Origin of the sequence: Paenibacillus sp. Dod16 (assembly GCF_049893405.1) — a bacterium.
In the GTDB taxonomy this organism is placed as follows: domain Bacteria; phylum Bacillota; class Bacilli; order Paenibacillales; family Paenibacillaceae; genus Paenibacillus_AQ.
Window position 1 is genome coordinate 56,509 of the sequence record NZ_JBNDYG010000035.1, and the last position, 24,005, is coordinate 80,513.

A 24,005-nucleotide genomic window follows, 5' to 3' on the forward strand; every position below is an offset into this window, starting at 1 on the left:
ATTGTGGGAATTGTGGGAGGCTTACTACTCTTGCCCATTTCCAAACCCTCCATCTTCTCTCGCCGTCTTTTGGCTATGGTGACTATGGCAGCGTGCCCGCCAATTGCTTTTATCCCAGAACAAATTCTTATCGCCGCGATGTGGTATTTCATGATCAACATCAGTAGCGGGTGTCAGTTTGCCCAAAGCGTAACAGTCGATACAAAGCGGATTCTCACGCAAGAACTTCTTTCGCTCTCGCCGCCAATGATGATCATATCCCCGCTCCGCTGATGTGCCCCGCTTCCGGTCATAGGATTGCTTTGGATGGTCTTCACAGTAACCGGTTGTGGTTAGCTTCTTACAGCCTGTGTGACGGCAGAACTTTTTCAGCGCCACTTATTACACTTCCCTTATAATCCAACGATCGAATAAATGCGGATGCTTCTCTTTGGATGGATATAGTCGGAATGAATCTTCTTCATCTTTTTCCGTTTCTATATTCTTTGTGATTTTATCGATGGTGTACATCTTCCCTAACCGATCTAGCGCGTCCATTGCACTATGTAACTCTTCACGAGTAAATACCATTTCTGAATACCCCACCTTGTACGTCACCCTTTCAGGAGAAATAATAAAACCTTGTTATCCGGCCCTCGGCTTACGCCTGGGATTATTCAGTCGCATTGATGCCCTTCGGCCAAAAAGAAAAGAGCCGCCATTATAGCGACTCATTCTTTGAAAGTTTATTCGATTCTAAAGGCCTTTGCAGGATTCGAACCTACCAATGCCATGAAGGCCATATTAAAAGCCCGTATTTATATCGCGCCCGGGCGGAGTGCGTTTGGAGTGATCTTACCTCCTTCCCCGCATCCATACCGCCGCGATAAACGCTCCAGATTGCCGCAAGGCTCCCTTTTCAGCACAGTCGAGTCCTGCGACGATAAGGGGTAGCAGGGACACCCGAGCGTTTAGCTCTATGTCCCTACTTTAATATGTTACCGATTTACAAAGGCGACGCTGTACAGACGTAAAACAGACACGATTTCAATCTATATCATGAGTCAGTTTCAATGTTCCGGCGATGGCCTTTACACCATCCCGAACTTTTCGGTCTAACGAACGATCAGTGAACCGACTCCATTTTGATACTGCCGCCCACCGTTCGTGACTTTCAATAAATCGGTAGTGCATGATCTCTCTAATCTCGTCATCGAGTATGCATTGAATGGCTGTTTCTAATGCCTCTGTCTTGCGCCTGTATTTAGCCAATACCTTCTGCTCGATGTCGTTTAAAGCGGGCTTCTGATTCAGTACAGCGATTGTACGGCGCATCTCGGGATATTTCTTGAGCTGCTGCCGAACATATTTGATTTCATCCGCCGTAGCTCTCGGGAATAGTTCCATTTGCTCCACCGTCCCCATAGGGTCACCCCTTTTTAAATGTACTCAAATAGATCCGCCTGCCCTTCCTTCTCAACCTCCGCTGCGTCACAGATTAAACCTTGTTCTACCCATTCAGACGGCGCTTCATGTTTGTAATCCGGCCAAATCGGATCGCCTGCCCTTGAGTATTTAGGATTCTTCTCTTGTGCTTTATCAGTCCAGACCCAATAGGATTGAGCTTTTACTTTCACGCCGTTCGACCTCCAAACACTGCCTTCACCAGCCATTTGAATTGCTTGCGCTTTATCCTCCGGTTTTTTGTCAGCAGGTATATCCTCGCCCTTGATTTCAATGTCTCGTATTCTAAGCAGTAATGAACGAAATCCATAATGATTTTTTTTATGAAGGCTTTAATACGGTTTATCAGCTCATACACGACCTTTTTGATTCTTTGCCAGAACGCCATGATTTCTGCTTTTGTTTCGTCGGTCATTGCTCCCTCTCCTTCGGATAAAGGACATCCAATATATTTCGCGCAATGACGAAAATCTCATTATTACTCCACATTGCCTGCTCCTTTATATCCTCTAACCTTTCTTTTAGCTTCTGCTCACGCTCTTTCACTTCTACCAGTTCCCGGGCCTGATTGTGAAAACGCTGCTTGTCTGCATAATAGTCACAGTTGATACGGGCTATTTCTTCTTTGGCTGCAGCGGCTTGAAGTTGCCAATATCGATATGCTGAACCCGGTTGAACCAATACCAACGAATCGATGTCATTCTGCCATCCGCTAACCCCGACAAGCTGATAACGGTTATGAACGTCCTGAATGCTTGATATTTCATGTATAGATCCGTCTCGCAATATTACCGAGTCGCCTTTTTTTATTTTCTGCTTGTCTTTACTCATTCCCAATCACTCCCCCTAATCCTCGAAATAATGGCCGTATCCGTGATTTGGGTAATAACCGGCTGCCTGTTGCACACCGTTTACCACATCCGCAATCAAATCCGCCAGAACGTTCATTTGTTTGTCTGGAAGGGATTCAATAAGTCGCTTCTCCTTCGCTCTAAGCTTCCTACCTGCAGCGGATGATAATAATGTCATTACCGGCTCTAAACGTGCATCTTTCAGGCGCTGGGCTTCGGCCGCTTGAAATTCGGCGTTCTCTCTCCGTCGATACTCTTCCCAATCTTGATCGTCATACCAGAAATAAGGGCCGTATCGTTCGGTATAGACGTTGATCCATTGTTGTAACTCATCCTCGTTCGCATGAAAGCGTTGATTACAGATGCCATTCACTCGCATGCCGTTCGTTTTGACACCGCGGCCGTCCCGCGTACGGGGCATGACATGGTGCGTTTCCGTATCCGGTCGGCCGCAGCCGCACTGGCAAAGCCCACCCGCTTCCTCGATCAATTCCTTAACAACACTTGCCGGGAACACTGCCCGATCCGCACGGGATGGACGCCCTTTGTGATGCGATAGAATGTTTTGCCGCCAAGGGGCTATATCTTTCTTCTTTTTCGCAAATGCCATTGTGACTCACACTCCATGTTCTTGATGGGTTGAGACATTCTGATTCGCTGCTCTCACTTCATCGAAAATGGATTGGAGGTCCGAGCGGACCCGCGGTGTGTACCTCCGGCCCGCCTGTGTCTTTATGATCCCTTGGATCGTACGACGCCCCTTGTTAACCTCGTTTACGAGTTCCTTCTTTTGGGTCACCAGTTCATAGAGTGGTTGAAGCCTTTCGTTTTCATCCTTCGCCTTTCGTCTCCGTCTGCGATTCTCTTGTAACTGACTGACCAACTCTAAATGCCCTATTTGATCAGCGTCAAAGAATTCTAGGGCGTGGTTCAAATCGAGATATTCGCTATCACAGTAAGAGATTTCTTCAATGTTCTGTTCGTAATTTTCCTTAACGGATTTAAAAATATCGTGGAGCTGCTGGACTGCTTCTTTAGCCGATATTTCCAAAGCTAGCACCCCTTTCTTCGCTTCGTTTCAGCTCTTCGCATAGCTCATCATACAGTTTCATGTAACTCTGATAATTCGGATGATTCTTACCCATGGAATCCAGCATTTGAGCGCCTTTATATATTCGTTTCCTTAGTCGTTCTTGGTAATGTTCGACCAGCTCCCTAAAGAGCCGGTCAAAATGATCATAAATTCCTTGTTTAGTTTGGGCGGTGCATTTTACATTCTTTAATCTCTGATATGTCAAATCGTCAAGTTGGCCATCTTTATTAGCGCCGTCCAGTTGTCTAAGAAAGATTTTGTGATACCTAATTATGAGACGCACATTTTCTTCCGAGTCCTCACTATGGGAAAAAGAAGTATCCATGCTATCACCTCATTCAATAATGAATCCGATGCAGATCGCAAAAGCGGCTAAAATTTTTAAGATAGATCATTTCGGCATACCCTGTTCCGGTGTTACGCCCCTTAGCAACGATGATTTCAACGATGTTCTTTTTCTCCGTTTCGGCATTGTAATAATCATCTCTGTATAGGAAATCAATTTCGTCGGCATCCTGTTCAATGGAACCAGATTCCCGCAAGTCGGACATCATCGGTCGCTTGTCTTGTCTCTGCTCCACTCCGCGGCTGAGCTGAGATAAGCACTCAATTGGGCAATCATTATCCCGCGCAATCTGCTTCAATGTTTTGCTGATGTATGAAACCTCTTGCTCCCGGCTCTGAAATTTTTTTCCGGAATTGATCAGCTGTAGATAATCAATCTGAACATGTAAATCTTGATGGACCTTCTTTAATTGCTTGACCTTGGATGCAATCTCCTGAATCGTGATCCCTGCTGTGTCATCAATGTAAATCGGCATCTCATCCAGAATGGAGCGGGCTTGTGTATATTTAGGCCATTCATCCGGTCCAAGATCCCCTGTACGTAAAAGGGTGCTGTCCAGGTTCCCGATGTTGGCTATGATTCTTTCACCAAGTTTCCTCGCTGGCATCTCTAGGCTGAAAATAGCAGTGGCAAATCCAGCGTTTGCCGCAGCTACGGACCCATTTAACATGAATGCCGTCTTCCCCATGCTGGGCCGAGCCGCCACGATGATCAAATCTCCTTTTTGTCGGCCTCCTGTGAGTTTGTTTAAGTCCGCTCCGCAAGTTGGTACACCAGTTATACCTTGGGACTGACTACGGACCTCTAATTCGTCCTCGTGGTCCCTCATAACATCGCGTATACGTGTTAGCTTCTTATCTGACCGGACCTTGCTCCCCAATTCATCGGCAGCCGTTTGGAATAGCGCGGCGACCTTTCGAGGATCCGACTCTTCTTCTATCAGCCGTCTTTGTACTTCCAGTGAATCAAGAGCCTTGCGCCTGATACCTGTTGTTTCAACGATTTTCATGTAGTGACCGGCATTAGCAACGGAAGGCACCTGTTCGACTAATCCTCCTAGGTAATCGATGCTGCCGAAGTACCCTGTTAGTTGCCGATCATATAACCATTGCGATAGGGTTACGATGTCAATTGAAGTACCTTCTCTTTGCAATTCGCATATCGCTTCAAACACGGGTCGGTGTGCTTCCGACCAGTAATCGGGTTCTAATCGCTCTACTGCTTTAGCCGCTGTCTCTTGGCTCTGATCAAGGAGTATACTGCCTAATACCGCCTGTTCCGCTTCCATACTGAAATCAATCATGTTGCTTTCCCTCCGTTAGCCTCGGCCGCGGGCATGCGTTTTTCTGCCAGTTATCCATTAGACGAAACCGCTCCTGTGTCTGTATCCTTAGATTCTCCACCGATAAGGGGGTGATGTTCCCCCTGATATCGGCTATGGTCGGCGGGTATTTCGAAGTTTTGATATGCTGGGCTAAGTTTTGCGCGGCCCTCTTATAACTCACATCACCAAGCATGCTGCCCCATAGCGTTTCCATTTCCTCAGAAACTTGAACTGTCGGGTAGGCTGTGACGACTATCGAAAGGAGATGTAGCAGCTCCTTGTTGTTCACGGTCAATCTCCCCCATGCGTTTATTTAGATATTCCTTATTCCTTTCTTGACGGTTTCCACTACTTTGCGGTAACTTCCGTTCCGATGCCATCTTGATGCCGAGATCTTGGTACTTTTCTCTCAACTTTTTAGGGCTCAAAATATTACTGCTCCAAAAATGATGGGATGTAGACCAATCGATAATTGCTTGAAGCTCTTTAGGATCCCGCTTGTTGATCTCTATGATTTTTCTAAATTCATCAGCCCACTTCTGCATGTCCGCATCCCGGACTAGGTGTTCAACCTTATTGGCTGCTGCATGCTCCATAATCTTTCCGTGAAGGTATAAGGCCATTTGATAATAACGATCATCCGCTTCGTAAACGCGGGTTTTGCGTTTTCGAGAAGAAGGTTTTATATCAGTGTTATTGTCATTATTATCATTATTGTTTATATTGTCGGGTGCTCGTTGCTTTCGCGGCGGGTTCGTAGGTGTATTGTCGTTGCTTTCGTCGTTGCTTTCGCCCTTATTCCTGTCCTGATAAACCCCGTAATTACATATGGTCACGAGTATTTTGTGCGTTGCTTTCGTTGTCGTGATCATTGGCGTCCCTTCGTTGCTTTCGTCCGGGCTTCGTTTCGATTTCATCGCTTTACCGCGTAAAAATTGTAAAACCTGAAAAACTTGGTCTTTCGTAGGCCTTTCCCGCCTCGCTCCTACCATCCACGAAACCCCTTCAATGATTTCTGGGATAGACGTTAAAACCTGCCCAGGCTTCAAACCTTTATATTGTTTGTGCTGAGCAGAGAGCAGGAGAAACACCCACACCTTCATATAAAGTGGCGGCTTCTCCCATATCTCACTTTCCATTAGCTTACGGTGAAGGCTGATCCACCCTTCCATGTCACCACCCGCTTATTAACATTTTGCTATTTCTTGCTGCCCAAAAGCCGCAGACAGCAGCCGTTCCAAGGCATCTCCGCCGTCTATGATGCGCCAAGCCATCTGTACAAAGAAATCTCTGCGCTCTTCTATACCAACACAATCCAGTGCATCAAATATCAAGTTGGTCATCAGGTCCCGATCGTTGACGAACGGCTTCCAATTCACATTTAAATGATGGTATCTGCCGTTATAGTCCGAATCGGGACGTTTACCGTTATCAATCATAATGTCAAGCCCATGCGACTTAAGAAGCTGGTCCCTATTCATCATAAAGTCACAACCTTCCGTTTCAGCCCGTGCCAATTACGCCTAACCCTGTCAACCGGCTTTCCATCCTTAAGGCCAAGGCTTTTGCTGCAGTGGCAATCTGATACGTCACATTCCCAGCATCTTGCCTCAATGAAAAACCCCATATCGTCGTTATATCCGCTCGAGACTTCTACTGTGTGACCGTCACTATGAACAAAATTCTGTTCAACAATCCGGCCGACACTAGCCAAATAGAGCTTTGATGCTTCTATCTTTTCATCCATCGTAAGGTAGCGAACGGAATCAATCACTTTGAGGAATGGAAGTGCAAAGGTTAAGCCGTAATTCTCGATAAGCGTTACATACAGCGCTTCATTATTTTTAGAGATGAATTCAATTTTTGACATAGTTGCAGAACTCATGGATTTTACCCTCCTAAATGGGGCACCCCTTGACGGTTCTCTTGGTGTTATGTAATAATGACGCCAAGGGAATACCCTCTAATTGTTAGATCGCCTTAACGTCCCGCCAAAGACAAGTTAAGGTGATTTTCGCTTTTTATAGACACAATACCGGCTTCCAGTTCGTTCATGATTGCTTCCTCTTCGTGACCAACATCATTTAACAAATCAATAAGATCTTCCAAAAGATGCCTTTCTGAATATTGACCATCATCGGTGACTGATAACATGATGTTGGACATTTTCTTTTTCATTTCCAGCAGGAAGGTCAATCGTCTGTAAGGCAGATAAATCTTGTGAGGTTCAGCCTTGTTAGATTTAGAGCGGAAGTCTACCTCATCAAACTTGCATCCATATAGTTTGCATAATGCTATCGCTTCATCGAACTCCATAAGCCCCGGATTTTCTTCATACCAAGTCATTTTCTTCTTCGTGATGCCCGCTGCTAGTGCAGCATCCCCCAATGACATGCCTGCTTTTTCTCTAGCTTCTTGAATCGAGATTTTATTGCTCATGTACGCCACCCTCCACTACTTTCAAATTTGGTTTGTTTGGTGTCAAACTGATGACATCGCCATACTCATCAAATTTTGCCGTGTACGTCTGCATAGGTTTTCCGGTGATCTCTTCGAGAATTTCGAAAGCATCAAAAGCCTTCTCTCCGGTCGCTTCCTCATATTGTTCGCGGACCATAAAGACATGTTCCATGAATAGATCAGCAAGGTATTCTTCTCCCGGACGCTCGATGTTCTCTACGAAAATCAAATTTTGAAACTCTTCCCAACTGATTTCCTCAGGGATTTCAGAAAACACTTTGGAAAACGATTTAACTGGTTCGCCCCAGTGACGAAGATCTTTGTTTAAAGTAATGACTTGCAAGAAATCCTCCCGTTTAATCGTCTTTTGGCCTTCTATTAATGCCCGAACGTAAATCATGAAATCGATTCGATTAGCATTCGTTTTCAACTCCAAAATCTCCTTAACTGACTGTTGGAAGGCTAGTATGTTCATTTGGATGTTGAAAAGAATGCCTGATTGAACACCAGCTGCTTCGAACTCCCTTGCCTTCAAGTCGATTTCTTTCAGTTCCTTGAAAAGGTCCCTTACTACGCTTTTGATCTCTGCTGTCTCTCTGACCAAAGCAGTGATCTTGCGGTGATAAATCCTAAGAGCCGCAAAAGGGTTCATCGGTCCGTACTTCGGCATGGCGTCGGCTAATTCGAATTTCTTTGCAATGGATTTTGATAGTTCACCATCCGTCACAGCGTTCAACAGCATTTCCCTTTCATCACTGGGGATTCTCTTATAAAACGCATAAGTGAAGGAATCAAGAATCTTCATATTCAGATTTAAAATTTCGCTTTCGTTTGCTGTATACACTTGTTGGAAGTGATTGATATGCTTATTAGCGATTTCAGTCCAGTTTTTCAATTCCGTTTCCAGTTTCTTGATTTCAAAAATATTCTTCATTTCATTCGTTCCCCTCGGATTATATTTTTCATAATGATTGCGTGTTGCAGCGGGTGATTGAACCAGAGACGGGCAAGCTCAGGAAGTGTCATTCTCCGTATTCCTTTCTCAGCCGATCAGTCACGTAGACTTGACCCTTGACGGTAATATATGGCGTCCTCCAAGTGAACGGTTCACCAGTAGGCTTCTGCTTCACACCGGTTACAACTTCGAACAATCCCTGTTCCACCGCACGTTGAGTGGGCTCCGTAGAGTTTTGGCAAATCAGTTTCCATTCACGGAGTTTATCAAATAGTCTGTTCTGGCCGATCTTGAAACCGTGACTGCTTAATGAATGTGCCAAATCCCGAACCTTAACGGATTCATCCGATTGCATGCATATCTCAGCGAATGAAACCAATGGCTTTTGTTCCTCGATCGTTTCGACTAGCATTTTTTTCTCTTTCGTTTCCTCAATCCATCTTTCAGCTCTAGCAATCGGGTCGTCAATTTGGTAAGAAGGAGTATATTGAATGAATGCAGATGCCAATACATTCTTGGCCTTTAACTGATACTGGACCAATTTCTCCGTCACTTCTGGTTGATACCTTTGCATACTCGGAGTGATGGATATTTTAGCCAACCACAATGGAAGAGATTCAAGTTCGATGGTGAGGGCATCAGAGACGCTACCTTTACCATTTCCCATTTTTTGTAACACGAAATTTCGTGCGCCTTCTCTTAGTACAATATCTGTTTGGACTCGATTTACTTCGTTGTTAGCTTGACCTCTTGATAGACCGATTCCGTCGCAAACCCACCGAATACCAACATAAATCTTGCCGTCATTCGCCTTCACGCCAAGCAGTTCAGCGCCATTAAACGGGACAAGCTTCTGTTCGATTGGATAGATATTAGACATTTATTTACTCCTTTCTAGTTTTTTTGAATATGGTGATTTGCCTGTCACCCCTTATTGCGATTTAGAAATCAGGCTTTCTTCATATTCAAGCAACCATTCTCGCCGGATACGATGTTCTTGGCCTTCCTTAAAACTTCTCAACTTACCAGCTTTGATTCTGTTGCGTACTGTTTTCGTGCAGCGGCGAAGATGAGTCGCCGCTTCTTGAATGGTTAAAATTGCTGGAAGCTCTTTATTGCTCGCATTCATTTTTTTTACCTCCTTTTTTAATAATCAATCCACTTAAAGTGTCCTTAATATCTACTTTAAGTAGAATGACGACTAAAAAAAATTTCATCAACCGGCATGCCAACAATTTCCGAAAAAACTCTTGCTTTTCCCACAGGCATCTCGTCAGCATTCCGTTCCCATTTCATGTAAGTATGCCTGTGAACTCCAAGCAAATTCGCTATCTGTTTTTGGGACATATCACTTAGCAATCTTGCCTGCCTAGGGGTAATTCCTTTTTTCAGATCAGGAGATAATTGCACCTTGGCGCCCTCCTTTCTTTGGTGATAAACCCATATTAGTCTCCTTAAAGTAGAATGTCAACACCAAAAAGGCCAAAATTAGACCTTTCAGTTGATTTTTATCTACATGTCGATTATAATCTACTTAAAATAGAATGGAGTGGTAATGGTGGGTATCAGTGAAAATATAAAAATGCTTCGCGAAAAATTTGATCTTACTCAACAAGACTTAGCTGATATTGCTGGGGTTACTAATAAAGCCGTATCCGCATGGGAGAACGGCTTAAAGGAGCCTCGCATGGGGGCGATTGAAAAAATTGCTACTCATTTCAATATTAAAAAAAGCAATATTATTGAGGAAGGAGGAATGGAAAACCTTGCTCAAGATATTCCTTTCACGATAGCAGCGCATTTCGATGGTGAAAATTTCACCGAGGAAGAATTAAAAGAAATCATGGAATATGCAAAATACATTAAATCACGACGAAAATGAGGTGTATTGCATGATTGATAAACTTCTTGAAGAAGCCGAATTAGCAGGAATCCTTGTTGTAGAGGAACGAGACTACCATGTGATATTCAAAAACAATAAGCTAAAAGGGCTTTACTTTGACAATATAATTGCATTGAATAAAGGGGCTATTGCAACTAAAACGGAATGGGTCTGCATTTTTGCAGAAGAACTAGGACATCATTACACCAGCTACGGCAATATCTTGGATGTTAAAGGAATACCCAACCGCAAACAAGAAAAACGCGCCCGTAATTGGGGATATGAAAAATTAGTGACTCTTCAGGGGTTAATAGAAGCTTGTGAAGCAGGTGCTAGAAATAGATTTGAAATAGCAGACTTTTTGGATGTTACCGAAGAATACATAGATGAATCAATAAAACATTATCTTGAAAAATACGGCCAGAGCAAAAAAATTGGCAACCATATTATTTGTTTTGATCCCTTGAGAATTTTTAAAACGCTTGAATAACAATTGAATGTTTCCCAGCCTGCTTATAAACGGGCTGTTTAAATATATGATAAAACCAAACATATGATCTTGTTTTAGGAGGGATAACATGTCAAAAATGAAATTTTCACCTCATGGTGTCAGGGAGCGTAATGGAAAATTCACCTATCGTTACACCGATACGGTAATGAAAAATGGAAAGAAAGTCCGAAAGCAAATTGAAACCGCTCCATATGAAACAGCACAGGAAGCCTATCTTGCAGCCCTTCAAATTCAACCCAAGTGGAATGAAGATTAAAACTCATTCGGGTGGGAGGTAGATAACATGTCCAAAAAGAAAGTGCTTCCTCCTGGTGTTAGGGAAAGGGACGGAAGGTATACTTATCGCTACAGTGTTCCGGTAATAGTGAACGGAAAAAAAACACGGAAACAGAAAGAAACCCCCTCGTTCAAGACTCCAAAAGAAGCTTACCTTGCCGGTATCCAAATTGAAGCAAAGCGCCTTGAAGGAAAAACAATTGATGAAAAAACAATCACATTAGGGCAATGGATTGAACTGTGGCTTGAAGACTATAAGATAGAACGCGAACCGGCAAAGGGGACTGTGCGGAGTAGGGAGAATGGGTTAAAGTGCCTTAAAAAGTATTTAGGTGAACATACAAAGCTTAAAGAAATATCAAGTTATGATTACCAGTCTTATTTGAACAAGCTAAAAAAAGATGATTTTGCGCAAGGAACAATAAAACTGTATCATTCAGCAGCAAGCTTCATGTTTAGAGATGCAAAGAAGAAGAAAATCATACTCAATGATCCAACAGAAGAAGCTTCATTACCTGTTTTTAAATCAACCCTTGAAGAAATAGAATCAGGCGTTGTTAAAATTCCGAAGTTCCTCGAAAAGAAGCAGTTACAGCACTTACTTCAATACATCAGATTCCGCGGTAAGCCGCAAGAGTATGCCGTCTTTTTAACTCTCGCTTACACTGGCTTGAGGATCGGCGAACTACTCGCACTTAAAGTATCTGATTTCGATGAAGAGGAAAAAACTATTTCTGTTAAAAAAAATCTGTATGTCGATGGGTCCGTAAAAAACTATGTACTCGGTCCCCCGAAAAATGATAGCTCAGTCCGCACGGTCACCATTGGTGAAAGTGTAATCAAAGCCATCAAAGCGCAATTTGCTTGGAGAGAAAGTAAAATCAATAACGGTGAACTACAACATGATGCAGATTTTATATTTTGGAGCTTGAGGTTTCCCGGATATCCAGCATGTTATAGTCGCTATCAGAAACGATTTGAAAAGATCCTGAAAGACTGTGGACTTCCTGACAACCTTACCCCTCACAGCCTTAGACATACCCATGTTTCACTACTTGCCGAAGCCAAAGAAGAATTAGCAGTAATCCAAGAAAGGCTTGGTCATAAGAACGACGAAATCACAAGAACAATTTATCTACACGTTACCGAACAACAACGAAAACTAGTTCCTGACCGTTTCGAAGAGGTAATGAATTCATAAGTGTGGGTAACACGTGGGCACATCCTCACCATAACTTCCGAAATCCCTATAGTACCGTACATGATTTAATTATGTCTGGGCTATCGAAATAAATCTAGAAATGCGTTATAATTCTCATGAAAGTGTCATGTGACAATAATCATTGAGGTGATATACAAATGAAGAGCACAGGGGCCGTCATGGGCTATTTGTCGTCCAGTGCGCCGCCGTCATGGTTCATGAACTCCATTGCCTTCTGGGGATGGGTCATGCTTGGGCTGATGGGCATCGGCGGATTTTTCATGTTCCGCAAGTTTCTGAAAGTGCTTCCCAAAGCCGATGGTAAATCAAAGCTCGATTGGCAAAATTACTGGGTAGAACGAAGCCGCCCGCTGTGGACGGATGAATCCAAAGCATTTCTGGACGAGCTGGTGCAGCCTGTTCCGGGACCGTTCCGGGATATCGCCAAACACTCCATTGCTGCCGAAATCGGCAAAATCGCCGTCGAATCCGGCGCAAACGAAGTAACCCGGGATCACTGCATCAAAGGTTACATCGTGGCTACGCCGAAGCGAGATTACAAATTCCTGATGAATTTCCTCCAGAAGAAGGAAATCGACTACAAGCCATATCAGCATTTGATTAACAAGTAATATTTTCTGACCCCCTTCTATAATAGTGAAGGGGGCTTTTGATGTCTTTCTGTGTACCTTAACATCTCATTTTCCTCATATCATTTGTATCTCCATCTTTCATATAACCCCATTAATAGTATTAGTTCTGAACAACTTTGTGATTTGGACAATCCCATACAGATTTATTAACCATGTTTAATTAGATAGTTTTTTAGTCTCATCATTCATAAATAAGTATGAAATATATTAAACAAAAGGATAATTGTATTATTTGTTCCATATAAAGTGTTTTCATGGTATATTATTACATATAGATCGTGTTACGATTTGAATATCCGGCCGGATTTCAAATAAATCACTTTTTATAGGAGGTTTTAACCTTGTTTAAAAATAAGAAAATGATTAGTCTATTCTTATCCTTGATTTTGTTGTTTTCAGTTGTTGCCCCGGCGTATGCTCAATCCGAAGAATGTGATTGTGAATCTACAGTTGTCTACACTAATGCCGAGAATGGAATGTCGGTTGTTGAAGTGAAAAATAATAATGACGGTAACACTCATTATGCTACAGTTTCTTCAACAATTATTATAAATAGTGAGGATAATCTCGCTCTTCTAGCAAATAATAATGAATCTGTTGTTGTAGAAAGAACATATTTCCAATTTGAGAAGAACCTTGAGGAAGCAATAGATAGTGCTGATTCTGCTCGTGCACTGGGGGCCATCGGTGTCCAGGATGGGTTTTGGAAAGGAAGTAAAATTGAAAAAATATGGAGTGCAGTCAAGGGGTTTGGCTATAAGGTTTATATAGCTGCTGGTGATGCAAGCTATATTTTAGGATTAGGAGTAGCTGCTGTGGGTGCTTTATTTGGCATACTAGCATATAAAGCTATAATAACAGCAGGCTTTGCTGCTGCAATTACTGCAATTGTAACCGGACTGATTCTTACTGCTTATCAAATAGTAAGAGATGAGGACATGTCCGTCACATTTGAAATGTACGAACGTGACCTGGTAAGATCCATAGTTTGTCTTACTGTTGGTGATGAAGTAGGAAAAACAACAGTAAAAAATATACTTATGCATTTCTTCTGGCCACGTGAGCTGCCAACAAAATGCTTCTAAGTTATGATGAAGACTAAGAATAAGGGAGTCAACTATGAAGGCACTATTACGTACTCTTCCGGTTCTCATTTTGATTATTTTAGCTATGGTTTGTATATTTTGGATTCCTAATTTATTTAAGAGTTGGGGCTTATCATCGAAAGGTATACTGTATGTTCAGCTAATCATTCTTGGGACATATTTGGTTGGATATTTCACTTCTGAGATCGCTTCATATTTATTCAAAAGATCAAACTAGATTTTACTAGAAAGGGATCATCAATCGGTGATCCCTTTTTTCTAGTGCTTTGGTTTCTAACAAGATCCAGAATTCACCTATCACTCTTCAATATGATTAATATCTACTATCGGCTATAAACCTATGGCGACCATTTTACATTCCCCTTCGCAATAGAGCAAGTTAACCCTTTACGAAAAATTACTAACCTCTAAGGAGGCGTTTAATATATTCTTTAAATTTAACTTGGATTGGTAAACTAGTGAGTCGGCTGAAGAAGCGGGAATGTTTCAAGTCATCTCCATCAAAGGTGATAAGCATGAAGTCTCTGGCCTAAAACTGTCCAAGGACATTGATCATCGTAGAAGTACAATAAATGAACTTATACACAATAAAGAAATGGAGAACAAAAGGATTCCCGCTTCTCTTATTGCAAAACTATGTGCTTACTTTGATGTCACTCCAAACGAACTATTTGAAGTTCGATTTATTACGAGTAATCATCATGATTAAGGGTAGTATTATAGTGGAATGACGACTAAGATAAAAAAAGACTCTCCCATAACAGGGGGCCACTGAAAAACTAATGTTTTTGAAAAAATCAAGAAATTAGGGGGATCAAAAATGTCTCCATAAATACGAAACGAGCCTTAGAAGCGATTCTAGAGGCTCGTTTTTTTCTGATATTTTATTATTTTTAGAAGAGCGGCTTTTTCAGTGGCCTCCCATAACAGGAGGGTCTTTTTACTTTACAGCTACTTTACATATACAATATCTATATTTGATCTGGAACTAAATTTGAAATTGACTTTTCATATTCTTCTTGATTATTGGCAACCTTATAGAAGAAAACTCCGTTAGAATCGCTTACCTCTTCTTCAATTAAATCCAACTCTCCATATAGTCCGACTATGTCTAAAATAACACCTTTAGCAACCACTTCACATCCCTTTTTTCTTGGGGAGATAAGATATGCGGTATTAGTTTTATCGGATAGAGTTTGAAAAATTACATACGATCCCTTTCTAGTTAGATAATCGATCACTTCCGGATAAAAATTTTTAGACCCACACGGTAATTTAAATGATGTCATCAAAGCCATAATTTTACCTCCCTAGTTTTCTGATGAAAGCCTTTCATACAAAAGCTCTTATTCTAAAATTTTGTAATATCCTATTGATAATTCTTGTTGCATCTCATACTTCAAAGAAGCGATTAGTTCCCCAATCTTTTTTTCTTTAACTCTCATTTCTTCTGCTATACTTTCCCTATCAGGTTGAAGCAAATTAAAATTGTAAATTATATTGAGATCATTGCAGAATGACCCTAAATTTTTTGACAACTCTTTAGAAATTACTGCAACATTATCCGATAAATATAATCCAGAGGATATTGAGAAATTCTTGGCTTCTTGATGACACTCAATGGCCTTTCTAACCTCTAACTTTTGCAAATAGTCAACTATGTGGTCCACAATTTGGGGGGCATTTTCTGGGGTCCAATTGCCTACGAAGCTTTGTATATCAGCACTTGGCATATTCAAACTTTTTAAGTATTCCTCAATTTCTGATCGACCATATTTTCTGATAAATGGATCGTCTCCAATTCCCCCTATGCCCCTTGCCCTACCCTCGGCAACCAAAAATAAATTATACAATTTAGTATACACTTCGTGTTTTTTAGTCGTAAATAAATTAAAATCAAGCATTTTTCTTTGCAGGTCAAATTTATTGTTTTCCATTAACATTTGTAGTTCATGTTTATGTGTTTCAAGCAATTTATTAAACTGTTGGTTCATAAATGATTTTGCGAACAACCTTATTCCAGCCCACATGGCTGCTAATATTAGTGGTACTGAAATAAAATATGAACCCCAGTCTATAGGAATTTGAAAATTCATATTAGTCCCCTTAGTATAAATCTCAATAAGAAATAGCCATTTTATCGTAATTTACCAAGAAATTCGTCTTTGAGTAATCAGGTGCGAACTTCTCACACAGTTCATTATAAGAAGACTTGAATTCTGATTTCACTTCATCATTGAAGGTGAATAAATTTGGTGAATCTTCAATTCTTCTAATCGCAATTTCTAGCTTTCCTAATGCCTCTTCAATCACTGCCTCATCTTCACTAACAATATCCTTAGGGTGTAAAGCTAAAACTGATTCTACAGAAGATTTAGCACGTTTTAAGATCAAGTCAGCCTCAAAATCTGAACGAATAGATGCCCAAATATTACTTCTTTGATCCCAGTTAAAACTTTTCTCAGCATAATTGTATATCAATATTAGCCCCACCTGTTCTGTAAGTTATATTTCATTCTACGCATGCCATGAGTGGCATGTTGCGATCATTCCATAATAACCTCTTCTCTTCAAAATTTCTTTATAAATCAGTCATTTTATAACCATGCGGTAAGTCTTCTTTCCAACAGACCAATCAATATTTGAAACATAAGTATTCGTTAATTTCATAATACTAAGCGCATCGCTTGGTGTCCTATGACCCAAAGACCTAAGATTAGCCCCCATGAATTCCATGATATCTGAGTGATTTGCAACGTTGCCACTACATAAAAAAGTAACGGCTACCTGATCATCTTTTGGGAGATAATGCTGAACATCTCCAGTAATTGAACTAATCGAATATAGTTCGATCTCGTTCTTTTCGTTCCTTCCACCAAATAAAAGTAACACTTTATACCTTAAGGGATCGATATTGTATAATTCACGAAGTTCTAATTCTTGGAAGGTCTGTTGAAATGTCGCTAGCCATAAATCAAATTCGTTAGTTTTAATTTCAATATTATTCACAAGCATGTCTATAATGTCTTTTCCACCAGCATAGGCAATAAAAGAACGATTATTGTGATTTATAAATTTCTGGAAATCTTCTTGTATAACTTCTTTCGTTACCTGGTCCACTACTCTTCCATCAGACATGACACAGCAATAATTTTCTTTTGCAATTACACTAATTAGACTCATACAAAAATTCATCTCATTTCTGAAGAAATAGTTATTTTAGATGATTTATAAATCCTAATTTATTTCTATCTTGTACCGCAGTTGATTCTAGTTTAAGACTACTCAGGTTAAATCTAATATCTTGAATGCTTCTTTTATCGTTAACCCGTCATGTCTGTTACTCAGTGTTATTTGCAGGTTAGTATTCTGGCACTTCAGGATAAATTTTTACTTCATTTAGCATTTAGAATATTAAGGATCTGATTTCAGATAACATATCCATTTGTTTTCACTGCCGTTGAAAGATTCGTTTATTAAGATCTAGCTAATTAATTTAGGTTCAAACTCATACTCTAAGGAATATTTGCTTAGACCCATTTGATATGCGGGTATTCTTAACTCATTTGCAATATCTAACAACCGACTCTTGTTTACATTATTACACTTTTCTCCTATATATATTGCAGAAGGAATAGCATTTACGTAATAATCGTTTGTTGAGGATGTTATATAACGAATTTCTTCTTCATAACTCCAACTTGGGTGTTTAATACAGTTATAAAATATGCCAATAAGCGGAAGAATCATATTATCAAGATGTATCCTTTTAGTGCCTTCCCTAAGGGCTTTTTCCTTTAATCTCTCGAGTTCAGACATGATTGTATCCATAATTGGAGTAATATCGATGCGTTTATCAACATACTGAACTGGAAACATAGAAGCTTTAAGGTACAGGTTTTCCTGAAGTGTTGTGTCGTACTCTACACAATACCCTCTATGATTATTTGAATAATGTGCCCACATAGGCATATTATTGATTCCTACCTTTGTAAATGACGCAAGCCGAACATAAGATGCAAAATCATCAATTGGTTTTCCATTCCAACTTTTTAAAGATTCATATTTAAGTAATTCCTCACTACGATAAAAAAATGCTCTTCCATCAAAAGGATCGTTAAATGATTCGAGATCAGAAATATAAATCTTCTTATCAAGAAGTGTACTGAACTTAACCTCATTAAATGGATCGTTATCAGCTAATGAATAGTATTTGTATAGTAGTTTAGGGATATGTAGCCTTGTAATCTTAAACATGATTTCAAATATAAATGGGTTATCATGATGCTCATTTAATATATCCATGACTTTTAAGTAGTCCATTGGATTTTCTTTTCTGTATTTTTCGACATCAAATTCTTCCACAAAGTCCAACTCCTTATGAAAGGCTATTTTATCGCTTGTTCTTTTCAACAAATCTTTGCAGCGAAACTAATATTTTCTCAGCTTCATCAACTGTTAAGCAGACATCAAACTCGGTATATTTCAAGTTGTTTTGAGGAAGTACAGTAAATTTTTCTAACATGAATAAGCCATTTTGATCATGATACGCCTCTAGAATTGATTTAAGTCCTCTGCTTCCTCAATTAATACGTAGTCCTGAATACCAAAGCGCTTTTTGGAGAACTCATCTAAAGGAGTTTTTCTTTTTTTCCCAAATTTATCCTCTTCTCTGCGATTGATATAGTCCAATAGCTCACTACCGACAAAGCCAAGAGTTGATGGACTAATTTCTTTTCCCACTTCATTTATAATTGTGGTGGTATCTGTTTCCGGATTGTAGTGAATCTTCCAATCGTGGGACAATAGATCATTAATTTGTTCTTTAAATAATGTTGCTTTACCACGATCAACCATACTTTTCTCCCCTTATGAATGACTCATTTTATGGTTATATTATAGTTTTCGTTCGCACTTCCTGTAGATACTAGCAGTTTATTTTCGCCTTTTCGTATTGATTCAGTGAGCTTAACAACAAAGTGTTTCTTAATATAATCACTCGCATAGAAGTCTGACATAGTACTTTGTGGTTGCCCGTTATAAATTATTTTATCATTTAGAAATACAACTAGAGGATCAGCACTGTTCACATATCTACCGTAGAGAAATATATCCACCTTATCGTCACTATACTTAGTGAGATCGATGCTTACATTGGACAGTTCATCCAGATTGATTTCTTCGTCATATCCCCCTCCAACATCATTAAGCATAATACCCATGTTAATTCCATAAAAATAAGTTTGGGGATTGCCCAAGGCCGACTCTATCTTGTATCTGAGGTAATTGGGGACTTGTAATAAAGTCAAAATAATTAAAGCGGCTATAATTCCGCCAATAATTTTCTTTTTCATCTCTACTCCTGATAAGTGAATTGTTTTATTTGATAATTATATTGGTTCTACTAATCCCCAAAATTCAGGAAAATTGGTCATAGCAAAAATATCAGCTTGTGCTTCAATGATATTAAAATACTGTTCGAATTGGATTTGATTGTTCTGCTCCCATATATCTGCTATTTCATTCTTAAATCGGTGTTTAGACATTTCTAAATAGAGTTCAGGAGACCCAGCTAAATGCAATTTTTCAAATGTGTCTAGATGTCCCAGTTCATGCAACAGCGAAAAGAGAAATATTGATTCTTTTGTGATTGGAACATCCAGAGAGTAAAAGAATGTTTTCAATCGATATTCTATCCCTGTTCTAAATACATTTGGATCAACTATAGCTCTCAAGTCTTCATGAATATAAACATAAAAATTTCCACTCTCCATTTTGCAGTATGCTCCACCACAATTAATCAATTTTTCTGGGTTTATCAGATGACTTTGTAATACAAATATTAATTGGAGAGAAAAAATTAAAAAAGACTTTAATTAAATCAATCGTTTTAGTTTGAAAATCATTATACATAGCATAAACCTCTCAGATAAGTATTGTATTATTTCATAACTCGTATAGCTTCCCATACCTTTTTCACGACTTCTTGTTTTTCAGGACTAGCTGATAACAGGTCAGAGATCCAAGCATAGGTTTCAGATCCATTTGATATCCCATTTATCCCTAATAGGTTATCTACAGACATATCGTATAGTTTGGAAAGTAAAATTATTGTTTCAAAATTAGGCTCTCTTGATCCAGTCTCATAGCTACTTATAGTCATTCTGCTGACATTAAGATATTTAGCAACCTGCTCACCCGTTAACCCTTTCTTCTTTCGATAGTAACGAAGCTTAGCACCAATTTTTTGGGCATTGGTCATTTCTCTAGGTTGCTCACTTACATCTATCTTCATTTCCATTGATTCTACATCATCATTAGGCGTATCAAGTAACCATTCCCCGCAAACATCAAGTGTAGCGCCTTTAGTTTTTTCTGCAATTTTTATGAGTTTTTTTCTAAACCCATTAAAAATGATTTCTGCCTCTTCTTTCGAAGCTCCCCAAAGATCCCAATATTGTCTTAAAAATTCTTGAATCAGAACTGTTTCATTCGTAGTTGCCTCTATTCCAAGTATTTCTGCCATAAGGGCAGGTGACTCTATTTTTTTCATTATATCCTTATAAATTTCACTCAGTCTTTCAACTGCAATCTCTCCTATTAGCTCTTGGGAATAACTCAAGTCGGGTATAACTGACATTATTTTAAATCTATTAGCTTCCTTATAATTAGATACAATCTTATTATCTTCTAAAAACATAATTTGAATCATATCTATACAAGTAAGTATTTCCCCTTGAATATTGGCTTCGGAAATAGCCAAATCTCTTTCTTCTACTATATTATCCCATATCAGTATAAACCCTTGCGCAGGGTAAACAACCAGCATTAATAAAGACATCCCCCATCATAGGGTATTCTTTATAAGGGACCATGGACTCCCCCTTAACACCGCACCGTTTCTCGAACCCAGAGCCTTCACTACATATCCTCCGCTTTAGCGCCAAGCTGAACATGTGCCCGTGAAGTCCCTACGCCCTGAATATAGAGGAGATCTTAGCCAGTTAAATTAAATAGATACACCATTATCCCTACAAGCAAAGGTCCTATCACTAAAAACCCGAATATCAGGGCAATCACTTTTAGAGTTCCGGATATTCCTTTTGACGAGTTCAAGGTGTCTAGTTTATTATTGATTTCTTTTAGCTCTTTCAATATTTCTCTATTTAGATCTTCAGACATAGCAAAGCCCTCCTTATACACACGACCATTCCTATAAAAATGTTACCCCCTCTGGAACATGCAAACTTATCCCTATTAGTTAGCAGGTATATTTTACCTTAGCATCATACCAAATGTTTCTAAATACATACAAAAAAGAAAAAACCAAAAGAATTCCCATAAACCAAGGAACCCATTTGGTTTTCTGCAATAATCCAACTTTTCTCCAAACTACATAGAATAATAGCTACGCAAATCTTACTTCTACTATAATATCCCGTATTAATATTATCCCCTTCGCATGGTAAACGACCATCCAGCAATAATAAAGTTATCTCCATCCATCAGAGGATATTCTTTATAAGGCACCATGGATTCCCCTTTCAACACCGTACCATTTCTCGAACCCAGATCCTTCAGGACGTAATCTCCGCCTTCGCGCGAAAGTTCGACATGCGCCCGTGAAGTCCCCACACCCTGTGCGATGAATTGGGCTACGTCAGGGGATCGGCCGATGATGAAATGGGGCTGATATAGTTCAATCCGCTGCGGGGCGGCTGCATTCGGTTCGTTTAGCTCGAGGTAAGCACCTGCTGAATGCTGCACGGCTGGACGGGCTGTTGCATCCGGACTTAGCAAGACGGTAGCTCCCTCACCTCCAGGGAACGAAAGCACTTCCGTCCGTTGGGACAACTGGGCATAATAATCCCCCTCTTCCCCATATGGATCCGCGGCCGCAGCTTCTGCCTCAGATGAACGCGAATAAGCATGGCCCTGCGGAGATTGTGCGGAATATCCCCCTGAATGGTGATCTCTCTCGGAGTTGAATGGAGATTTAGGGGTCCGCCATCTCCAATTCTCTTTCCCCTCCTCAAGCCCTGCTTCTGCTTTTCCAGCGTCTGTTTCCGAGTTATCCCCAAGAAGACCCGATAAAGGGTCCGCCTGAAAACGCGGGACAGACTTCCACTTGGAATGCTCCTGCGGACTAAGCTCTGTTGACTCGAACATGGGCAAGGAACCGGACCAATCGCCGGATCTCCGTGAGAGCAGCTGGAGTTTACCTGTCCAGCCAAGCCAGGTTACCGCAGCAAGCAGAATCGTAATCCCTACCGACAACCCCAGCATCAGTGGAGCAGGCTGATTCATGTAAAGCAATCTCCAAGCTCCCGCTGCGGCGAGCAAACATCCTAACATAATATAGGTGCGAACCGGCGAGGCTTTGTCATTGTCCGAAGCTTCTGAATTTGTGTCATCCGTATCGGGCAGCCACGAAGGAGTGGAACCCAATGGGCTTCGACCCGCATGAGAATTCATTTCCTCGCTCTTGCCCCTCTTCCCGAACATCTCATTTGTACGTTCCTTCAGACCTTGAATTAAACTCTGTTTATCTGTGTAGATGTCATTCTCCGTCTGTGGCACTGCTGTCCGTCCACGAGTCGGTTCTGCAAATGCGAATGAAGGCCTGGAGCCCATGTTGCTTGATTGACTATCGGTATAGGGCGATCCTTGATTCAAACCTAAAGGCACTGCTGCATTTGCTTGAGTTACAGTACGATGGTCTTCACCCTCTCCTGCTAACAGTTCAATCACAAGCTTCTTAAGGCCCGGTAGATTGAAGCTCTGTTCGCTGCAGAACGACATCAGTGCCTGTATCCCTCCCCCTTTTAGCTCCGTCACCGATGCGAGCAACCTTGTCATTAGTTCCTTGAGCATAAGCGGAAGACGAGTGCCGCTTACTTCGGTAGCTGCAACGGGAACATAAGTTAAATATAAAGTGCCAAGATGCAGGGAACCTTCAATAAACAGATAATCCTCATGCAAAATATAATTGTCCGGTTGAAGCATATACAACTTGCTGTCCTCCAGAGCCGTGACGATCTGAAGCAGCAATCCAAAATATTCAGTCAGTGTCATGCGCTCGCTCTTTAACGTTTGAGACAGCATTTTTTTGCCGGTAATATCATATTCCAGCGTTACCTTATAATCGACTTCTTTCATATGCAGCTTCAAGAAATGAGGGATTCTCGACGAACGGATCATTCCCAGCTGTACATGATTAAGTTCTGATGATTGGATTCCTTCAGCCCGGTCCAGCACCATAATGGTTCCACCGTTCTGCATAAAATCCGCCTTTAATCCGAGCATAAGCTCCCCCTCCTATATGTGCAGTACCACATACGTGCTGATAACGCCAGGAAGGACGGCAATCATAAAGGGGAATCGCAAGTGTTCCTCCTGGCTGTTGCGCCATAGCAACCAGCTCTTCATCACAAAAACGCCGGCGATACTACCAACGATATTACGTACTCGCTTCATCGTTTCCCGACGCCATAGCAGGATAAGCAAACCGATGACACCGGCAAAAAGGACAGAATACATAATGCCCTGCAAGGTAAACCATAAGCCGGTCCAGGCACCAATGCCCCCAAACAGCTTAACGTCACCCGCTCCTACAGCCCCTATAAAATACATGATCAACAAGATAAGAAACCCGACTCCAAGCCCCTTCAAAGAAAAGAGCAGCCCCTCCCACCCGTCCAGAACGCCATGATAGACAGGGCCGGACAGCATAGCCGAACCAGTTAAAACATTCGGTATTTTCATGGAACGAAGGTCTGTAATGAATGCGGCAATCAAATAAACAGCACAAACACCAAAGGCAACGGACATGCGATATCATAACTCCCTTGCTAAACTATTCACTGGAATAGCCGTGATAGGGTTTTAACTATGGATGTACAAC

Annotated in this window: 37 protein-coding genes; 7 read left to right on the forward strand and 30 right to left on the reverse strand. The window is 40.9% G+C overall.

All coding sequences use genetic code 11. The features are described 5' to 3' along the window. Positions 1-24: 24 nt before the first annotated feature. The 18 genes from ACPV3A_RS24210 to ACPV3A_RS24295 form a co-directional block, all read right to left on the reverse strand. Positions 25-378 (reverse strand): HNH endonuclease signature motif containing protein, encoded by a 354-nt coding sequence (locus ACPV3A_RS24210; protein ID WP_426201706.1) that lies wholly within the window; start codon positions 376-378, stop codon positions 25-27. Positions 379-1,026: 648 nt separating this feature from the next. Then, positions 1,027-1,404, reverse strand: coding sequence for a hypothetical protein (locus ACPV3A_RS24215; protein WP_280755851.1), 378 nt, complete (start codon positions 1,402-1,404; stop codon positions 1,027-1,029). 14 nt (positions 1,405-1,418) lie between these two features. Continuing rightward, a complete protein-coding gene (locus ACPV3A_RS24220) occupies positions 1,419-1,616 on the reverse strand; it encodes a hypothetical protein (protein WP_280755850.1) in 198 nt (65 codons plus the stop codon). Further along, a complete protein-coding gene (locus ACPV3A_RS24225) occupies positions 1,613-1,858 on the reverse strand; it encodes a hypothetical protein (RefSeq protein ID WP_280755849.1) in 246 nt (81 codons plus the stop codon). The genes ACPV3A_RS24220 and ACPV3A_RS24225 overlap by 4 nt, the downstream gene beginning before the upstream one ends. Then, on the reverse strand, positions 1,855-2,274 hold the full coding sequence (locus ACPV3A_RS24230; protein ID WP_280755848.1) for a hypothetical protein: 420 nt from the start codon (positions 2,272-2,274) through the stop codon (positions 1,855-1,857). Before ACPV3A_RS24230 ends, ACPV3A_RS24225 begins: the two co-directional genes overlap by 4 nt. A 15-nt stretch (positions 2,275-2,289) precedes the next feature. Continuing rightward, positions 2,290-2,904, reverse strand: coding sequence for an HNH endonuclease (locus ACPV3A_RS24235; RefSeq protein WP_426201709.1), 615 nt, complete (start codon positions 2,902-2,904; stop codon positions 2,290-2,292). Between the two features lie 6 nt (positions 2,905-2,910). Continuing rightward, the gene (locus ACPV3A_RS24240) at positions 2,911-3,345 is read right to left on the reverse strand and encodes a hypothetical protein (protein ID WP_426201710.1); all 435 of its coding nucleotides are present in this window, start codon (positions 3,343-3,345) and stop codon (positions 2,911-2,913) included. After that, positions 3,329-3,712, reverse strand: coding sequence for a hypothetical protein (locus tag ACPV3A_RS24245; protein WP_426201712.1), 384 nt, complete (start codon positions 3,710-3,712; stop codon positions 3,329-3,331). Before ACPV3A_RS24245 ends, ACPV3A_RS24240 begins: the two co-directional genes overlap by 17 nt. A 13-nt stretch (positions 3,713-3,725) precedes the next feature. After that, positions 3,726-5,036 carry a replicative DNA helicase gene (gene dnaB, locus ACPV3A_RS24250; RefSeq protein WP_426201714.1) on the reverse strand — a complete coding sequence of 437 codons (1,311 nt, stop codon included), beginning with the start codon at positions 5,034-5,036 and terminating at the stop codon, positions 3,726-3,728. Next, complete coding sequence (locus tag ACPV3A_RS24255; protein ID WP_426201716.1) at positions 5,029-5,346, reverse strand: replicative helicase loader/inhibitor; 318 nt, start codon at positions 5,344-5,346, stop codon at positions 5,029-5,031. Before ACPV3A_RS24255 ends, dnaB begins: the two co-directional genes overlap by 8 nt. Then, on the reverse strand, positions 5,276-6,229 hold the full coding sequence (locus ACPV3A_RS24260) for a hypothetical protein (protein WP_280756425.1): 954 nt from the start codon (positions 6,227-6,229) through the stop codon (positions 5,276-5,278). The genes ACPV3A_RS24255 and ACPV3A_RS24260 overlap by 71 nt, the downstream gene beginning before the upstream one ends. A gap of 15 nt (positions 6,230-6,244) precedes the next feature. Further along, complete coding sequence (locus ACPV3A_RS24265) at positions 6,245-6,541, reverse strand: pyruvate-formate lyase-activating enzyme (protein WP_280756424.1); 297 nt, start codon at positions 6,539-6,541, stop codon at positions 6,245-6,247. Then, complete coding sequence (locus ACPV3A_RS24270) at positions 6,538-6,942, reverse strand: hypothetical protein (RefSeq protein WP_280756423.1); 405 nt, start codon at positions 6,940-6,942, stop codon at positions 6,538-6,540. Before ACPV3A_RS24270 ends, ACPV3A_RS24265 begins: the two co-directional genes overlap by 4 nt. Positions 6,943-7,037: 95 nt before the next feature. Next, positions 7,038-7,496, reverse strand: a complete 459-nt coding sequence (locus tag ACPV3A_RS24275) for a helix-turn-helix domain-containing protein (RefSeq protein WP_426201718.1) — start codon at positions 7,494-7,496, stop codon at positions 7,038-7,040. After that, the gene (locus ACPV3A_RS24280; protein WP_280756408.1) at positions 7,486-8,451 is read right to left on the reverse strand and encodes a hypothetical protein; all 966 of its coding nucleotides are present in this window, start codon (positions 8,449-8,451) and stop codon (positions 7,486-7,488) included. Before ACPV3A_RS24280 ends, ACPV3A_RS24275 begins: the two co-directional genes overlap by 11 nt. Positions 8,452-8,539: 88 nt before the next feature. Then, entirely contained in the window at positions 8,540-9,352 is an 813-nt protein-coding gene (locus tag ACPV3A_RS24285; RefSeq protein ID WP_280756409.1) for a phage antirepressor KilAC domain-containing protein, read from the reverse strand. 51 nt (positions 9,353-9,403) lie between these two features. Continuing rightward, a complete protein-coding gene (locus tag ACPV3A_RS24290) occupies positions 9,404-9,601 on the reverse strand; it encodes a helix-turn-helix domain-containing protein (protein WP_280756410.1) in 198 nt (65 codons plus the stop codon). Positions 9,602-9,657: 56 nt separating this feature from the next. Next, positions 9,658-9,882: a helix-turn-helix transcriptional regulator gene (locus ACPV3A_RS24295; RefSeq protein ID WP_280756411.1), complete on the reverse strand. Its 225-nt coding sequence runs from the start codon at positions 9,880-9,882 to the stop codon at positions 9,658-9,660. A 148-nt stretch (positions 9,883-10,030) separates the two neighbouring features. Between ACPV3A_RS24295 and ACPV3A_RS24300 the strand changes: the two genes are divergently transcribed. The 7 genes from ACPV3A_RS24300 (at position 10,031) to ACPV3A_RS24330 (ending at position 14,810) form a co-directional block, all read left to right on the forward strand. Continuing rightward, positions 10,031-10,354 (forward strand): helix-turn-helix transcriptional regulator, encoded by a 324-nt coding sequence (locus tag ACPV3A_RS24300; RefSeq protein ID WP_426201721.1) that lies wholly within the window; start codon positions 10,031-10,033, stop codon positions 10,352-10,354. A 10-nt stretch (positions 10,355-10,364) separates the two neighbouring features. Then, a complete protein-coding gene (locus ACPV3A_RS24305; RefSeq protein ID WP_280756413.1) occupies positions 10,365-10,844 on the forward strand; it encodes an ImmA/IrrE family metallo-endopeptidase in 480 nt (159 codons plus the stop codon). 88 nt (positions 10,845-10,932) lie between these two features. Then, the gene (locus ACPV3A_RS24310; RefSeq protein ID WP_280756414.1) at positions 10,933-11,121 is read left to right on the forward strand and encodes a hypothetical protein; all 189 of its coding nucleotides are present in this window, start codon (positions 10,933-10,935) and stop codon (positions 11,119-11,121) included. 27 nt (positions 11,122-11,148) lie between these two features. Continuing rightward, a complete protein-coding gene (locus ACPV3A_RS24315) occupies positions 11,149-12,342 on the forward strand; it encodes a tyrosine-type recombinase/integrase (protein WP_280756415.1) in 1,194 nt (397 codons plus the stop codon). A 158-nt stretch (positions 12,343-12,500) separates the two neighbouring features. Further along, complete coding sequence (locus ACPV3A_RS24320) at positions 12,501-12,974, forward strand: DUF2621 domain-containing protein (RefSeq protein ID WP_216530670.1); 474 nt, start codon at positions 12,501-12,503, stop codon at positions 12,972-12,974. A gap of 362 nt (positions 12,975-13,336) precedes the next feature. Further along, on the forward strand, positions 13,337-14,080 hold the full coding sequence (locus ACPV3A_RS24325) for a hypothetical protein (protein WP_426201724.1): 744 nt from the start codon (positions 13,337-13,339) through the stop codon (positions 14,078-14,080). A 502-nt stretch (positions 14,081-14,582) separates the two neighbouring features. Further along, positions 14,583-14,810: a helix-turn-helix domain-containing protein gene (locus ACPV3A_RS24330; RefSeq protein WP_426201726.1), complete on the forward strand. Its 228-nt coding sequence runs from the start codon at positions 14,583-14,585 to the stop codon at positions 14,808-14,810. A 262-nt stretch (positions 14,811-15,072) separates the two neighbouring features. On the opposite strand, the gene ACPV3A_RS24335 is transcribed toward ACPV3A_RS24330, so the two are convergent. The 12 genes from ACPV3A_RS24335 to ACPV3A_RS24390 all read right to left on the reverse strand — a co-directional run bounded on the left by ACPV3A_RS24335 (position 15,073) and on the right by ACPV3A_RS24390 (position 23,932). After that, on the reverse strand, positions 15,073-15,399 hold the full coding sequence (locus ACPV3A_RS24335) for a hypothetical protein (RefSeq protein ID WP_426201728.1): 327 nt from the start codon (positions 15,397-15,399) through the stop codon (positions 15,073-15,075). Positions 15,400-15,447: 48 nt separating this feature from the next. Continuing rightward, positions 15,448-16,197 (reverse strand): hypothetical protein, encoded by a 750-nt coding sequence (locus ACPV3A_RS24340; RefSeq protein WP_426201730.1) that lies wholly within the window; start codon positions 16,195-16,197, stop codon positions 15,448-15,450. A 22-nt stretch (positions 16,198-16,219) separates the two neighbouring features. Continuing rightward, the gene (locus ACPV3A_RS24345) at positions 16,220-16,582 is read right to left on the reverse strand and encodes a hypothetical protein (protein WP_426201732.1); all 363 of its coding nucleotides are present in this window, start codon (positions 16,580-16,582) and stop codon (positions 16,220-16,222) included. Positions 16,583-16,693: 111 nt separating this feature from the next. Beyond that, positions 16,694-17,284: a hypothetical protein gene (locus ACPV3A_RS24350; RefSeq protein WP_426201734.1), complete on the reverse strand. Its 591-nt coding sequence runs from the start codon at positions 17,282-17,284 to the stop codon at positions 16,694-16,696. A gap of 300 nt (positions 17,285-17,584) precedes the next feature. Further along, the gene (locus ACPV3A_RS24355) at positions 17,585-18,466 is read right to left on the reverse strand and encodes a DUF2971 domain-containing protein (RefSeq protein ID WP_426201735.1); all 882 of its coding nucleotides are present in this window, start codon (positions 18,464-18,466) and stop codon (positions 17,585-17,587) included. A gap of 189 nt (positions 18,467-18,655) precedes the next feature. Next, positions 18,656-18,958 (reverse strand): hypothetical protein, encoded by a 303-nt coding sequence (locus tag ACPV3A_RS24360; RefSeq protein WP_426201737.1) that lies wholly within the window; start codon positions 18,956-18,958, stop codon positions 18,656-18,658. Positions 18,959-18,981: 23 nt separating this feature from the next. Then, complete coding sequence (locus ACPV3A_RS24365) at positions 18,982-19,455, reverse strand: hypothetical protein (RefSeq protein WP_426201739.1); 474 nt, start codon at positions 19,453-19,455, stop codon at positions 18,982-18,984. 36 nt (positions 19,456-19,491) lie between these two features. Next, positions 19,492-19,875, reverse strand: coding sequence for a hypothetical protein (locus ACPV3A_RS24370; RefSeq protein ID WP_426201741.1), 384 nt, complete (start codon positions 19,873-19,875; stop codon positions 19,492-19,494). Between the two features lie 167 nt (positions 19,876-20,042). Next, entirely contained in the window at positions 20,043-20,930 is an 888-nt protein-coding gene (locus ACPV3A_RS24375; RefSeq protein WP_426201742.1) for a helix-turn-helix domain-containing protein, read from the reverse strand. A gap of 167 nt (positions 20,931-21,097) precedes the next feature. Next, on the reverse strand, positions 21,098-21,283 hold the full coding sequence (locus ACPV3A_RS24380; RefSeq protein ID WP_076324645.1) for a hypothetical protein: 186 nt from the start codon (positions 21,281-21,283) through the stop codon (positions 21,098-21,100). A 267-nt stretch (positions 21,284-21,550) separates the two neighbouring features. Further along, entirely contained in the window at positions 21,551-23,407 is a 1,857-nt protein-coding gene (locus ACPV3A_RS24385; protein ID WP_426201744.1) for a DUF6382 domain-containing protein, read from the reverse strand. A 12-nt stretch (positions 23,408-23,419) separates the two neighbouring features. Beyond that, positions 23,420-23,932, reverse strand: a complete 513-nt coding sequence (locus ACPV3A_RS24390) for an A24 family peptidase (protein WP_339219621.1) — start codon at positions 23,930-23,932, stop codon at positions 23,420-23,422. Positions 23,933-24,005: the final 73 nt, after the last annotated feature.